The sequence below is a fragment of the Clostridium sp. UBA1056 genome (assembly GCA_002316385.1).
In the GTDB taxonomy this organism is placed as follows: domain Bacteria; phylum Bacillota; class Clostridia; order Clostridiales; family Clostridiaceae; genus Clostridium_J.
This window is the reverse complement of sequence record DCDL01000008.1, coordinates 1-15,044: the sequence shown is the minus strand read 5'-3', so window position 1 is coordinate 15,044 and position 15,044 is coordinate 1. Positions and strand designations below refer to the sequence as shown.

15 protein-coding genes are annotated in these 15,044 nt (G+C 31.6%); 4 read left to right on the top strand and 11 right to left on the bottom strand.

Annotated features, from left to right (window positions below; all coding sequences use genetic code 11):
- The first annotated feature begins 75 nt into the window (after window positions 1-75).
- Together B3W71_RS03245 and B3W71_RS03240 are read left to right on the top strand one after the other, a co-directional pair.
- A complete protein-coding gene (locus B3W71_RS03245; protein WP_346887532.1) occupies window positions 76-315 on the top strand; it encodes a GyrI-like domain-containing protein in 240 nt (79 codons plus the stop codon).
- Window positions 316-441: 126 nt separating this feature from the next.
- Window positions 442-1,149, top strand: a complete 708-nt coding sequence (locus B3W71_RS03240; protein WP_346887508.1) for a DUF5131 family protein — start codon at window positions 442-444, stop codon at window positions 1,147-1,149.
- 224 nt (window positions 1,150-1,373) lie between these two features.
- Here the strand turns inward: B3W71_RS03240 and B3W71_RS03235 are convergent, their stop codons facing one another.
- The 7 genes from B3W71_RS03235 to B3W71_RS03205 form a co-directional block, all read right to left on the bottom strand.
- A complete protein-coding gene (locus B3W71_RS03235) occupies window positions 1,374-1,769 on the bottom strand; it encodes a GNAT family N-acetyltransferase (RefSeq protein ID WP_346887507.1) in 396 nt (131 codons plus the stop codon).
- 33 nt (window positions 1,770-1,802) lie between these two features.
- On the bottom strand, window positions 1,803-2,327 hold the full coding sequence (locus tag B3W71_RS03230; protein WP_346887506.1) for a hypothetical protein: 525 nt from the start codon (window positions 2,325-2,327) through the stop codon (window positions 1,803-1,805).
- Window positions 2,328-2,930: 603 nt separating this feature from the next.
- On the bottom strand, window positions 2,931-3,605 hold the full coding sequence (locus B3W71_RS03225) for a response regulator (protein ID WP_346887505.1): 675 nt from the start codon (window positions 3,603-3,605) through the stop codon (window positions 2,931-2,933).
- The gene (locus B3W71_RS03220) at window positions 3,598-5,205 is read right to left on the bottom strand and encodes a sensor histidine kinase (protein WP_346887504.1); all 1,608 of its coding nucleotides are present in this window, start codon (window positions 5,203-5,205) and stop codon (window positions 3,598-3,600) included. Before B3W71_RS03220 ends, B3W71_RS03225 begins: the two co-directional genes overlap by 8 nt.
- Window positions 5,206-5,505: 300 nt before the next feature.
- Window positions 5,506-6,477, bottom strand: a complete 972-nt coding sequence (locus tag B3W71_RS03215; protein WP_346887503.1) for a 2-keto-3-deoxygluconate permease — start codon at window positions 6,475-6,477, stop codon at window positions 5,506-5,508.
- A 28-nt stretch (window positions 6,478-6,505) separates the two neighbouring features.
- Entirely contained in the window at window positions 6,506-7,678 is a 1,173-nt protein-coding gene (locus B3W71_RS03210; RefSeq protein WP_346887502.1) for an NAD(P)-dependent malic enzyme, read from the bottom strand.
- A gap of 457 nt (window positions 7,679-8,135) precedes the next feature.
- Window positions 8,136-8,627, bottom strand: coding sequence for a hypothetical protein (locus B3W71_RS03205; RefSeq protein WP_346887501.1), 492 nt, complete (start codon window positions 8,625-8,627; stop codon window positions 8,136-8,138).
- Window positions 8,628-8,803: 176 nt separating this feature from the next.
- On the opposite strand from B3W71_RS03205, the gene B3W71_RS03200 reads away from it, so the two are divergent.
- Entirely contained in the window at window positions 8,804-10,168 is a 1,365-nt protein-coding gene (locus tag B3W71_RS03200) for a PQQ-dependent sugar dehydrogenase (RefSeq protein ID WP_346887500.1), read from the top strand.
- A gap of 153 nt (window positions 10,169-10,321) precedes the next feature.
- Here B3W71_RS03200 and B3W71_RS03195 read toward each other — a convergent pair whose 3' ends face one another.
- Window positions 10,322-11,014, bottom strand: a complete 693-nt coding sequence (locus B3W71_RS03195; protein WP_346887499.1) for a DUF421 domain-containing protein — start codon at window positions 11,012-11,014, stop codon at window positions 10,322-10,324.
- A 151-nt stretch (window positions 11,015-11,165) separates the two neighbouring features.
- Here B3W71_RS03195 and B3W71_RS03190 point away from each other — a divergent pair, with 151 nt between their 5' ends.
- Window positions 11,166-11,342, top strand: a complete 177-nt coding sequence (locus B3W71_RS03190; protein WP_346887498.1) for a hypothetical protein — start codon at window positions 11,166-11,168, stop codon at window positions 11,340-11,342.
- A 49-nt stretch (window positions 11,343-11,391) separates the two neighbouring features.
- Here the strand turns inward: B3W71_RS03190 and B3W71_RS03185 are convergent, their stop codons facing one another.
- From B3W71_RS03185 to B3W71_RS03175, 3 genes are read right to left on the bottom strand one after another with little or no spacing between them, the layout of a single operon-like run.
- Entirely contained in the window at window positions 11,392-13,254 is a 1,863-nt protein-coding gene (locus tag B3W71_RS03185) for an ABC transporter permease (RefSeq protein ID WP_346887497.1), read from the bottom strand.
- Window positions 13,254-14,000, bottom strand: a complete 747-nt coding sequence (locus B3W71_RS03180) for an ABC transporter ATP-binding protein (RefSeq protein WP_346887496.1) — start codon at window positions 13,998-14,000, stop codon at window positions 13,254-13,256. The genes B3W71_RS03185 and B3W71_RS03180 overlap by 1 nt, the downstream gene beginning before the upstream one ends.
- A gap of 14 nt (window positions 14,001-14,014) precedes the next feature.
- A complete protein-coding gene (locus B3W71_RS03175; RefSeq protein WP_346887495.1) occupies window positions 14,015-14,863 on the bottom strand; it encodes an undecaprenyl-diphosphate phosphatase in 849 nt (282 codons plus the stop codon).
- Window positions 14,864-15,044 lie beyond the last annotated feature (181 nt).

The following is a 15,044-nucleotide window of genomic DNA, read 5'->3' as shown; positions in this document are numbered from 1 at the left end:
CTAATATGGTTATATGCTAATTTATTATCAATTCAGATATCATTGGAAAATAACGGTAAACTTATGTTATAATTAATTCGTCACATTAATTTAAAATTGCAAAAAATTGTGTGCCAAATATTAGGAAATAATCAATCTATACAAGAACTAGAAAAAAGAATTGTAACTGAATGGCTTCCAACTTCAGGATATGAATATGGGAATGCACCAGATATTGAAGTGTATTTAAATTCAGACCCAGAGCATGCCAAGTATGAAGTATGGATTCCAGTTTCTAAAAAGAGAATTAAGTATGGTACATTTAGTATATTGTGATGACAAGGAAAAGGTATTAGAAAAAATATTGGATTGTTGTCTTATTATTTAAAAAATAGAAGATGTAGTTGTTGGTACAAGTATTTCGTATAATTATGACAAATCGAAATTTTAGGTGGTGTTGCTATGGTAATGTGGAATCCGTGGCGTGGCTGTCATAAATATAGCGAAGGATGTAAATATTGCTATATTCATAAAGGTGATGCCAAAATAGGAGTAGACACAACTACTATTGTAAAAACAGATAACTTTAATGTACCTGTTGCAAAGAATAAAAAAGGTGAATATAAAATTAAATCAGGTCAAACCGTGTGCCTATGCTTTTCTACAGATTTTCTTATTGAAGAGGCTGACCAATGGAGAGAAGAATGTTGGGAAATGATAAGAGAACGCTCGGACTTGAATTTCATTTTTCTCACAAAGAGAATCGAAAGGTTTTTGCAATGTATTCCGAATGACTGGAACAATGGATATAATAATGTGGCTGTTGGCTGCACTGTTGAAAATCAAGATAGAGCGGACTTTAGGCTACCTATATTTGCTAACCTTCCAATAAAGCATAGGAATGTAATTTGCCAGCCAATTATTGAAGATATAAATATAGCAAAATATCTGGATAATGCTGAATTGGTGGTAGTTGGCGGTGAATCTGATAGAAATGCAAGACCGCTGAATTACAATTGGGTTTTATCTATTCGAGAGCAGTGCATAACTAAAGGAGTTCATTTTGAGTTTAGACAATGTGGAACTCACTTTATCAAAGATGGTAAGGAATACGCACTTAATGTCAGAGATTTATGTAGTCAAGCAAGAAAAGCAAATATTGACTGTTAATTACTCGTTTAAAGAGAGGCTACAGGGGATGGGCACAATGTAAAGTTATGCTAGTTCGCTATCTTCTTTAAAGAAGTATCAAGGACTTACTTTATTAAAATAAGTCCTTTTTTTATGTCTATATCAACAGTATTATAAATAATTCTAACCTTATGCATAAGAGGAAAACAACTAAATAAATTAACATCTCATAATGCTAATATACTTATTATTAAATTAGTTTTTTATCTAAGAATTCTTTCATCAATTCTTCTAACGAGGCTGTAAGTATAACTATCAAAATACTTTCCCCAAAACCTTGATGCAGTTGGATTAATTGTCTCAAAATCCACGCCTAATCGCTTTATACCATCCTTCTTTAGTATTTCAATAACAAAGGAAAGTAAACTCTGAATTATATTTTCACCGCGATAGTCTTCTTTCAAATATGCTCCACAAATATGCAAATAGTCTGGTTCTCCAGTAATAAATGTTTCTCCCTCATTGGCAATTTCTAAATATCCTATTATTTCTGATTTATCCTTGGCAATAAAGAAACGTGATTGCCTATTATAGCATCTCTTAGTAAATTCCTCTTCTGAAAGCTCCTCCTTCGGAAAATAAGTAGGGCTCTTTCTCATATGTCTTACTAAACTGTTACTTAATGCTAACAGTCATCCCTCTTCCCCATAATGTATTTCATCATAAGAATATTCTGTGTTAATTTTAATATTGAGTGGCTTGTTAACATTTCTGATTGCATCGCTACACCTGATACCAAATCCATTCAATGTCAAAGATTTTATAATTTCAACATCATGGCTATATAGACAAATTGCATAACTTAAAATTTCTTCCTTAGTCATTTCTTCTGATGTATATTGAAATAGAAGTGATGCTATTTTATCCCTGCTTTCTCCGCAATAAGCATTTGCAAATAACTGAGAAAATGAACCTTTAACATTACCAAAATGGCCATTCATACTTCCCCAAAAACTTAAATATCCTAATACTTTTCCTCTCTCAACAGCTACCAAGCCGTGCTTATTCTTAAAAATATTACTCAATAAATCAGTCAGAACATCTTTATAGTCTTTTTCATATAAGGCTTCAATATGTTTCTGCTCCATATTGTATTGTGCTTGCGCAAGCTTAACTGCATCCTCTAAATACTTTTCATTTAACTTTTCAAATGTCATTTTTTTACACCCCTTTATAATATATAATTTCCCCATTTCTATATGCAGCTAAGCCAAATTTAGGTATAAAAATACCCTGAAACAGTTAAAATAAACTACTCCAAGGTTAATAAATTCATCTTCATAATATTGATTCATAACATCAACATTAATATATCTATAAAACAAAACTAACTTTAATAACTTTCATCTGGAATAGCTGCATATATAAATTTAATAAAAATCTATTATCCTTCTTAATCATACGCAACCACTCCTTTCAAAATTATCACCCTAAATATACCATATATAGATTATAAATACAACCACAAAAGGTTAAACTCTTCCTTTTCAACTTCTATAATCCTATCTTTTATAAAAAATCTAGTAATAAGTTCAAAAATATATCCTTATCATCGCTCTTCTTAATACGGTTTAAATTTATCTATAACACTGGTTAAAGTACTGTTTACTACTATGAACATTCCAGCTTTATTAAGGCTTTGAAGGATAATTCTACTTAAATCCCCTATATAACGCAACATTTTAAAATGTTGTAATGTTAAAATGCTAAATATTTAAATATTCCCCTTTATAACATTTTAAATATTTTTCTATATAACTTTATAACTTTCTAAACTTATGCTGCGGTCTTCCTACCTTTCCATACTCCACTAGTTTTTCTAGTTCTCCTTCTTTCTCCATGTACTCCAAATATCTTCTAATAGTAACTCTCGCTACCTTTACTTTTTCCGATAATTCTTCAGCAGTAAAATGTTCCGAATCTTTACGCTCTATCTCTTCCCATATAGATTTATAAGTATATTTATTAAGGCCTTTTGCAAGTCCTTCCTCTTCCTGAACTACAGCAGCATTTGAAATTAATTTATCCAATGCACTTTGTTCAATTTCATCTCCTTTTTTAAATCCATAGTGCCTTTCCTTAAACTGAATAAGTGCCTCTTTAAATCGCTCAAAGCTAAAAGGTTTTATTAAGTAATCCACAGCTCCATACCTAAAAGCTTCCTGCACTCTTTCTGTAGTCTTATCTGCAGTGATTAATATTACGTCTACATCAATTTCCTTATTTCGAAGCCATTTTAAAAAATCAATACCATTTTCTTTAGGAAGAAAAACATCTAGCAATATTAAGTCTGGCTTCCTTTCCACAATAAATTTCTTAGCATCAGTAAGATTACCTACTGCCTTATACAGGTTAAAGCTTTCCACCTTTTTCAAAAACTTTGAATTTATCTCTCTTACCATAGGGTCGTCTTCAACAATCATTACTTCAATCAAGCTGTTCACCTCTTACCATAGGTATAGTTATATCCCAAAGAACTCCTTTATCTACCTTAAATTCAATGCTACCATTAGCCTCTTCAATTATTTTCCTTACAATATACATGCCATGACCTCTTTGCCCTTCTTTAGTAGTGAATCCTTGCTCATAAATCTTATTTCTGTACTTCTCTTTAATTCCAGGACCATTATCCTTAACTTTTATCTCAAGCCAATCCTTATGTTGTACTATTTTTATATAGATTTCCCCGTCTCCATCATTACTAACCGCATCTAAGGAATTCTCAACTAAATTTCCTACTACTGATACGATCTCATCAGAGGTCACATATTGAGGTAGGTACCTAAGATTGGAGGATTCGTCTATTTTAAACTTAATTCTACTCTCTTCAGCCTTGTTATACTTTGAAAGCAATATTGCCGATAAAGACGGATCCTTTATTCTTTTCGTTAAAATACTGCTTATTTTATATCTGCTTTTAGCTACATCAGATATAAATTGTAGTGCTTCATCATACTCCTCAAGTTGTATTAACCCGGCAATAGTATGAAGCTTATTCATAAATTCATGATTTTGAGCCCTCAAGGACCATGCCATCTTTTTTACACCGGTAAGCTCCTCTGCTAGTCTTGTCACCTCTGTTTTATCTCTAAAGGTAGCAATAGCTCCAACAATCTTTCCTCTATCTTTTATAGGAATTCTATTAGTCATTATTACAGTATTATTTGTCCTCTGCTCTTTGCCAAATTCACATTCTCCTGTTTCCAAAACTGTAATCAAATGCGTTGTCGGAAGAACCTCTTCTATGTTCTTACCTATAATATCACTTTTATCAATCTTGTTTTCATAATGTAATATATTTAGTGCTGAATCATTTATAAGGGTAATCTTTCCTTTATTATCAACAGCTATTAACCCTTCATAAATTGCATCGATAATTCCCATCTTTTCATTATACAGCTTTGTTATTTCCTCAGGCTCAAGTCCTAGTAAAGTATTCTTTATGTTATTAGCTAGCAGAAAGGCTCCTACTATACCTACCGCCAAAGCACCAAAAGAAATTAATATTATATATAATATGGCCATATGCTTAGCTTCTTCAATGCTATGTGTAAGTGTACCTACAGAAACAAAGCCTATCTCTTCCCCACTTTCTGTATCATATATTGGAGTAAATGCTCTCAATGATTTTCCCAGTGTTCCAGTAGCCTCAGAAATGTATGTCTCTCCTTCTTTAACTACCATAAATTCATCTCCTCCCACAAATTTTTTACCTATCATCTGTGGATTAGGATGAGAATATCTAATTCCGTCAGTGTCCGCTACTATTATATACTGAATCTGATCTAAATTTTTAAGCTGCATATCAATATAGGGTCCAATAGTTTTGTTAGGATCCTTTATCTTTAGTTCATCTATTATTTCTTTAGAATGTGCTACCATCTCAGACACATTCATAATATTAGTTCTAGCCCTGCTTTCAATATTTCTACTCATCCATGAGGTAACAAAAAAAATGATTATAGATATAGAAATAAACACTACTACAATAATCAGTATAGTAAGCTTTGTTTGCAATTTCATGGTTTTTTTCACATTCATCACCCCAACTTTAATATGTGCAAATCTAGGTTTTTTAATTAAAAAACACGGAATCATAGAAGACCATGAATACAGATAGAAGGATTACTATAGGAATAGATATTTCAATCCTATTATATAGCACTTCTTTCATTATTGTCTTCCATTTTTCCGTGTTTAATTTAATATCTATCTAATTATATGTTATTTAACCTTACCCATAGGCTAAATTTAGTATTTATAAGTTCGCTTTACTTTATGTTATTTATTATAGGTAGAAAAATATTGTATTGAAATTTTAATAATCATTTTTTATCATGCACTAGCTTCACTATTTAATTTTTTAATTTTTTTATTTCTAAGTACCTTAAATGCATAAGAAACAATAAATGGACAAACGATAGCAGATACTACACATGCTGCTGCAACTTGTGCAGTAGCTATTGTTGCTATAGCAGCTACTGTTGGATCTATTGCTGCAACAGCAGCTGGCGTCGCTACAGCATTTCCTGCAGTTGACCCTGTTGCTAAACCAATTATAGGCTCTTCTTTAAATAATTTTAGAAGTGCATAAGCTCCTATTCCAGTTAAGGAAGCTATTATTCCTAATAATATACCAGGTCCTCCAGCTTGTACAATAGTTTCAAGATTCATTCCTGCACCTAATGGAAAAGAAAAGAATGGAATTAATAATAATTTACTGCTTCCAAGGAAAGCTCTCATATCAGAGTCAATATTTCCTAAAATCATTCCTATTACTATTGGAATTAATACTGCTACAAGTGACATAATAGGAACTTGAGCAAGTCCTGATGCACCTAATGCAACTAATGTAAAAAATGGACCATCTTTTAAAGATAATAAAGCGTAAGCACCTACATCAGTTTCGTCACCATACTGTGAAGCAAGAGATGCATATAATCCTCCATTACAATTTGTTAATGCCGAAAGTATGGCTAATGGTGATAAACCTAACACTCCAGCAGGTCCAAAAACTTTTCCTACAAATATACCAATACCAGCACCTACTATAAATTTTCCTGTTATTAATAATGCACCCTTCTTTAATGCCTTCGGTGCTAATTTGAAGTTAATTTGTGAACCAATTAAAAACATAAAACAGGCCAAAATTGTTGTTGATGCTTTTGGTCCAAATAATGCCGTTGTAAAACCACCAATATTTAGAACTTGTGGGAAAAATGTATTAACTAATACCCCTAGAAAAAGAGGAACAACCATCATACCACCTGGAATTTTATCAAGGGTTTTCTTAATCGGAATTTGCATATTAATTCCCTCCTATTTTTTATTTACTTTATAATCTTGCTGCACCACTTTCTCTTGCCGCCTTTTTTATTGCTTCAGATACATTAGCTGCAACAGTTCTATCTAGTGCATACGGAATTACATTGTTCTCATTTAAGTCTTCATCTTTTATCATAGAAGCTATAGCATAAGCCGCTGCTATCTTCATTTCCTCATTTATTTCTTTTGCCCTAACATCTAGAGCTCCTCTAAATATTCCTGGGAAAGCTAATACGTTGTTAATTTGGTTTGGAAAATCTGAACGACCTGTTCCTATTACTCTTGCACCTGCTGTTTTTGCTTCCTCTGGCATAATTTCTGGAGTTGGATTTGCCATTGCAAAGAGTATTGAATCTTTATTCATAGACCTTACCATATCCTGTGATACAACTCCTGGAGCAGATACCCCTATAAATACATCAGCACCTACCATTGCATCAGCCAAAGTGCCTTGAACATTATCTGGATTAGTAATCTTAGCTAGTCCCCTCTTAGCCTCATCAAGGTTTTCATTTCCTCTATAAAGAGTACCTAACTTATCACAAGCAATTATATTCTTAACTCCAGAAGATAATAATAATTTTACTATTGCAGTTCCTGCTGCTCCAGGGCCATTTACTACTACCTTAATATCTTCTATCTTCTTTCCAACTACCTTTAAAGCATTTATAAGTCCAGCTAGAACAACTATGGCAGTTCCGTGCTGATCATCATGAAATACAGGTATATCAAGTTCACTCTTTAATCTTTCTTCAATTTCAAAGCATCTTGGTGCACCAATATCCTCTAAATTGATTCCTCCAAATCCAGGAGCTATAAGCTTAACAGTTCTTACTATTTCATCTACATCCTTTGTTGCTAAACAAATCGGGAATGCATCTACATCTGCAAACTCTTTAAATAATATTGCCTTACCTTCCATTACAGGAAGTCCAGCCTTTGGTCCTATATCTCCTAACCCAAGGACAGCTGTCCCATCTGTTACTACAGCAACTAAATTACCCTTTGAAGTATACTTGTACACATCTTCTTCATTTTCATGGATTCTTCTACAAGGTTCTGCAACTCCTGGTGTATAAGCCAAGCTTAAATCCTCTCTTGTTCTAACTTTTACCTTACTTATTACTTCAAGCTTTCCAACTTTTTCCTCATGCAATTTTAAGCTTTCTTCAAAGTAATTCATTTATATCATCCTTCCTATTTATTAATCATTTTCATTAATCGTTTACTATGGTTAAATGATATCAGTAGATTTAATACATTAAAACATTATGAAAATTTAAAATAAATTTTGGTCATAAAAAATATTTTGATATTTTGTTAACATCATACACCAAACATTTAGCAAATAACCTGAACTTTTAAAGTTGTATCTTGGAAAATAGGATATAAAAATAGGGGATTTCGCAAAAAAAGCTAATCTAAATAAATATTGAATAAGCACTTATATTATTAAAGAGCACCTTCAATATTTTATATAGGATTAGCAATATATTTTGCGAAAGCCCCATCTTACATACTTTACTTTATTGCAATAATATAAAGTCACATAAAAGTAAATACTTAAATTTTAAAGAGTTAATAACTATAAAACTTCACATTAATAAGTAGGATTCTCAGCATACAAGACAGCTAAGGAATTAAATTCTTTTTTCTAGAAGTTTGAAAATGAAACTGGAAAAATAGTAATAAAAAATATTATAAATTGTTGAGACAGCGAATATTATTGCTATCTGAATTGCCAATGACCCTGGAATTTTACTACCAAATACAGGTATACCTATGCCATAATTCATAATACTTAATGTAATTGTTAGCATCAGTGAACTTAAAACCCAAGTAATAGTCTTGCTTTTTTTATAGCAACTGCATATTCCAAGTGATATCCCAACAATTCCATTGGTGCATAAAAAAAATAGTCCTTCATGCACACTTAAAATCATAATAATCATGCTTGCTACAAAATATGATAAAATACCGGCTTTAGGATTTACCCTTGAAACAATATAAATAGGTACTGCACTAAATATAGTTAAAAATATAAATGTTTCCGAAAGTAAAGTAGGTATTAGTTGAAATAAAGCTGCTATAACTGCAAACAATGCTCCGATTACAATAGGTTTAGTGTTCATTCTCATATTCCCCCATAAAATTAATTCATAATTAATCTATATAATCAATTATATATTATATGAATTTAAGCTTTTCTCTGTTACAGCTATTTAGCTATATTTGTAGCTTTATAAGGAACCATCAATGAACTGCTAGAATATACTATTAAATATTATTAAATTTGTAGGAGTCTTTTATGGTAAGAGAAGAGAAATCATATGACAATATGACTACACTCAATAGTGAAAGTAATAAAAATTACAAGAGAAAACTTAATCCTTCAGACATATTATTACCCTTAGGCTATAACATAGATGTATTCGCAGAAGGATTAGATACTCCTATAAGTATGGTTTTTACAGAGAGCGGAGAAATGCTGGTAGCTGATGCTGGAGTTATCTCAGGAAGCGGTAAAGTTCTACGCCTTTCTAACAAAGGCTTTGAAGTAATTACAGAAGGCTTTAATCCTCCATTAACAGGTATTAATTATCTCAATGGAAATATTTATGTATCTCACAGAGGATTTATAACTATAATAAAGCCTGATGGGACGAAGCAAAATATACTTTCTGGTTTACCTAGTCTTGGTGATCATCATAACAATCAGGTAATATTTGGGCGTGATGGAAAAATGTATTTCGGACAAGGAACAGCTACCAATTCTGGTGTAGTGGGATTGGACAACGGTTGGATTAAGAACCACCCATTCTTTCATGATTATCCTGGGGATGACATAATTCTCAATGGTGAAAACTTTATAACCAAGAATATTCAAATTGCATCACCAAATGATTATGCATCTACTGGTGCATATTCCCCCTTTGGTGTGCCAAGTAAACCTTATGAAATGGTAAAAGGAATTGTGAGAGCTAGCGGTAGTATACTTAGAGCGAACCCTGATGGTTCAGATCTTCAGTTAATTGCTTGGGGGCTTAGAAATCCCTTTAGATTAAAATTTGATAGATTTAATAGGTTATTTAGTACAAACCATGGTTCAGATGTTAGAGGCAGTAGGCCTATTAATAATTCTCCAGACGAATTCCAAATAATTAAGCCTGGATTCTGGTATGGTTGGCCCGATTACACTGGAGGACTTCCAGTAACATTATCAAGATTTAAAGCAGAAGGCAAACCTCAACCTAAATTTTTAATTGCTGATCATCCAATGATTCCTCCAAAACCCTTTGCCATCTTTACTCCACATTCTGCTATAATGGGCTTTGACTTTAATTATAATAGTGATTTTGGTCCCTATGGAGATGCTTATATTGCTGAATATGGTAGTGAAGCTCCAGAAACCACAGGAGGTAAACCTCTTCCTGGAGTAGGTCACAGAATATCAAGAATTAATATGCAAACAGGATCAATAACTAACTTTGCTATTAATAAATCTGGTTTTGCAGCTTCTTATACAGGTGATGGTGGCTTTGAAAGGCCAATAGATGTGTTGTTTGGACCTGATGATGCTATGTATATATTAGATTTCGCAGTTACTCCAGAGAATGAGCCTGATGAATTTATACCAAAGACTGGAGTTATATGGAGAATTACTAAAAAATAATCTATACATTAAAGTAGGATACCAGTTTTGATATCCTACTTTAAAGCTTTCTTATATTTTCACATTTTATAAACTCATTAGATTCTTAAATAATCCTTTATTAGTAGTTTTAGTGCAAAGACCAAAGGATGAATAATTCCTTATCTTCTTCAATTAATTCTCTTCTATAAACAATGTTCCATCACTTTGAATTTCAGCATAGAATACATCTTTTATAGAACTAATATTATGCTGTTTCAGTTGTTTTTTTAACCATTCTTCATTTAAGTCTAACTCTTTTAGACTGTGCTTTATTATTTTACCATCAACAATTATCTCACATGGGATATAGTCTATTGTAGTTGTAGGTATTTTCATATCTTTTTTTGTTATATTCTGTTGCTGTTGCTTTTTTAATACACTCAAACTTCCATCTGGCTCTAAAACTGCATACTCTACTTCTTTAATGGAGAATATACTTTGCTTTCTAAGCATCATTGATAAATCATCCATATTAAGTCTATTCAAGCTAAGTGAATGTTTTATTATATTACCTTTCTTTATTAAAATAGTTGGTTGACCATCAGTTATGGTTCTTATAGTTCCTGATTTTAATCCTATATACTCGGATAATATAGTCAATGCGCAAAACCAAATCAAGGATAAAATTTCACCAATGAAAGATTTACTTACGTTACTAATCATGTTAGCTGCAATAGAGCCAATGGTGACCCCAGTAATATAGTTAAAAAATGTTAAATGACTTATTTGTTTCTTTCCTAATATTCTTGTTAAAGACAACATTATTATAAAAACTAATGTTGTTTTAATCAATAAATCTAATATATTTAAATCTCCTAAATACACTGTTAGCGCCTCCTAAAACAATTTAAATATAGAGCTATCAATATTATTAAAGTAATTATAATACTTAGATTTATATTTCCCAAACTTATTTTGTCTATTCATTTAAACGCCAGAAATAGATTATCTCATAATCTTTACAAGCATGGTATATTTGCCGAACTTATGTCTATGGATTGTCATTTTAATTTTAATTTATTCAACGGACTGTATCTTGGTAGTAAAAATTTTAAAGAAGAATAACTACAGAGGAAAGATTAAGATTAGGTTCTTTGGTCTTGGTATAGAAATTAAAATCAAAGAAAAAAGTGCTTCATCCGTACAAGATTAGCACTTTTTCTAAAATTCATAGCTTATAAAGCTCTATTTACATATCTTATTTATTTTGTCAAACTTTTTTTCATCTCTAGCAAGTAGTTTTTTCTAACAATGAAGAAATATATAATCTGAGCGATTAACATAATTCCTACCACTAGCAATGCTGGAATAACTATCTCAATGTCAAAGCTATATTTTAATGCACTCATAGCAAAGACAAAGTGCACTACAGCAACTATATAAGGAAGTAAAAACAGCACTCCTATTTCAATATTTAGTATCCTCTTTATTTCTTTAAAAGTTAACCCTATTTTATTTAACTGTTTGTATTTGTTTTTATCCTCTATAATATTCATGTAGCACTTATTGTACAAGAAGCTTCCAGTTGTTACAAAGAATATAAGTCCGATAAATATTGCACTGAACAAAAGTACTCCATAAGCTATTTTAGTACTTTCCAGTATATCCGCTTTCAAAAAACTATTATTGAACTTATCACCATTTCCAAAGTTATCATAAAAATTTTTACATATATTCAATGTATCCTTATAATTCTCTACATTAAATGTAGCAAAATAATACTTATCACCAGCTATACTTTCATATATCTCATCTTTAACTACATATACATCTCTATAAATTGTAGGAAGTATCCCTTTATCATTCTTTTTGGTAACCTCCAGCTTTATATCATTCAGACTAATATCTTTTCTTTTATCTCCAGATAAAGATACATACTTTATAGTTTCATGATCATTAAAGGAAATAGTATTTAAAGCCAGTACTGATGCTAACTTTTTATAACAATCTTCGTTAATTATAACTACTTTATCTGTGTCGTCATTAGGAATAACAAATTTCATTTCATCACTAGCTTTAGTGTAGGATATCCCCTGAGCTTTCAGCGAATTTTCAATAAAACCAGCTTTTGAATCAACTTTATCTTTACTGTTATAAGTATTAGAAACGAAGAATGCTTGCGGAAAGTCTCTGTTTATTTGGTACTCCTTATCTCTCCAATAAGCATATACTGATCCTATCGCTGAAAGGGCAACCGTTGAAGTTATTGTAATTATGAAAAACATTCTGGTATTATCTTTTATCCTGTATAGTAAATTGGAAACCCAAAGCATTGTAGTTTTTTTCATATATGAGCTTCTATTTCTCTTTAGTAACTTGATTATAAATACGCTTAATTGAGAAAACAATAAATAGGTAGCTGCAACGACCATTGCCGTTACAGGTATTATTCTATTTGTTATTGTTTTTTCACTGCTTGTAACTGATAAAAAATATCCTACAGCTAAAAGCGATATACATATGACAGCAAGAGTAACAGAGGCTTTTGGTTCAGATTTTGGTCTTTTAGTTCCCTTTATTAAACTTAAAACTTTATCTTCTTTTATAATAAATGTGCAAAAAGTTGAAATTACTATTCCAATCATTACAAAAGCACTAAAAGTAATAGTCATAGCTTTAATAGGGAGATAAAACTTTAGTGCATTATATCCTAAAATCTTTCCGCTGGCGGCGAAAAGTATCTTAGAGAAAATTAATCCCAGCAATATACCTGCAATCGCTGCTACTGAACTAATGAGCATATTTTCAATACGTATCATCTTTTGTACTAGCCTTTTTGAAGAGCCTATAATATAAAGTATTCCAAATTCTTTATACCTACTTTTAAGAAAAACACTTATGGAATAAAACACAAATAAACATATAAATAGGTATGCTATCACTATTGTGACATAAAGTGTATTTTTTATGTGCTGAGGAAAAGAACTTACCTTAAAATCAGGATGAAGTATAAGCATAGTAAAAGAGAATAATAAGGCTGCCGATATTGTGCTACTTAAAAAGTATGCAAAATATGCTTTTGCATTTCTCTGCACATTTTTAATTGCAAACTCTCTAAGATTCATTAGTTACTACCTCCTAGCAGTGCAAGCACATCAATAATTTCCTGATAAAATTGCTGTCTGCTATCCCCTCTATAAATCTCATTGTATATAGCTCCATCTTTTATAAATAAAATTCTGCTGCAATAGCTGGCAGATAGAGGATCATGGGTTACCATAATTGTAGTTACCCTTTCCTTTTTATTTACTTGTTCAAACAATTCCATTACTATTTTAGCTGCTTTAGAATCCAGGTTACCAGTAGGTTCATCTGCCAACACTAAAGTAGGATTATGAATTAATGCTCGCGCGATTGCTGTTCTTTGAGATTCTCCACCGGATATTTCAAAAGTTCTCTTATTTAGCAAATCCTCTATTCCAAGTATTTTTGATATTCTGTTAAGCTCATCATCCTGTTTTTTAACCGAGATACCATCTAGCGTAAGTGGAAGCACTATATTTTCTCCCACAGTTAAGGTATCAAGCAGATTGAAATCTTGAAATACAAAACCTAATTCTCTCCTTCTAAATAAAGCAAGTTCATCTCCTTGTAACCTTAAAGGATTCTTATTTTTTATTGTTATTTCTCCTGAGGTTGGTTTATCTACTGTTGAAATCATATTTAACAGGGTTGTCTTACCGCTTCCTGATGGCCCCATAATCCCTACAAATTCACCCTCTTCTATGGAGAAGCTTATATTATTTAAGGCACTGAATAATATCTTACTTCCATATACTTTACTTAAGTTACTTATTTCTAAAACTCCCATTCTATTCACCTCTATTATGTTAAAGTTATAATATTAGTTAATACTAATATTCCTAGTAAAATCCCTGCTACTATTCTATATATAGCAAATACCTTTAGTGGTTTCTTTTTCAGAAAATCCACAAATTTTTTCATAACTATTAAAGCTACTAAAAAAGCTACGACAAATCCAGCAATTAATGCAATCCATAGAGTTGGTGTCATTATAGAGTAGCTAAATTCAAATAAATCCTTTCCTGAAGAACCTATCATTGCCGGAATAGCTATGAAAAATGAAAATTCTGCCGCTATTGGTGTTGATAATCCTGCAATCCATCCCCCCATGATTGTTGAAGCACTTCTTGACATTCCTGGCCACACAGCCAAAAGCTGTAATAACCCCACCTTAAGTGATTGTCCAGGTGTTATATTATCTATGTCTTCTACCTTACTAGTCTTATTTTTATATATGTTCTCAAATATTATTAATAATACTCCTCCAACTATAAACCCAACTATAACAGCTTCAGGTATAAACTTTGCTTTTATTTTATCGTAAAATAGCACTCCCACAATCGCCATTGGAATAGACGCCATAATAACATTTATTCCAAATCTAAAGCCTGTTTTTCCTTTTTTCCCTCGGGTGAATATAAAACTAAAGAACTCAATTATACTCTCCTCAATCTTTTTCCAATACAAAACAACCACTGCCATTATGGCTCCAAGCTGAATTACAACTTCAAACATCTTGGCGAACTCTCCGTGGAAACCAATTGCCCATCCTACTAATATCATGTGCCCTGTAGAAGATACTGGTATAAATTCAGTTAAACCCTCTACTATGGCAATTATAATAGCCTTTAATATAAAAATTATATCCATTAACTATCACTCCTTTAAAACTGATAGCACTAGTTTATAATAATAATGCATATACTGCTATCTACAAAGCTTACGGGAATGTGACATGCATGTAAGGTTTTATACTCAAAAAAGGGCTTTCACAAAATAAACTAATCTAAAAGAAATGTTGAGCATGCCCATATATTATTAACGCTCAGCC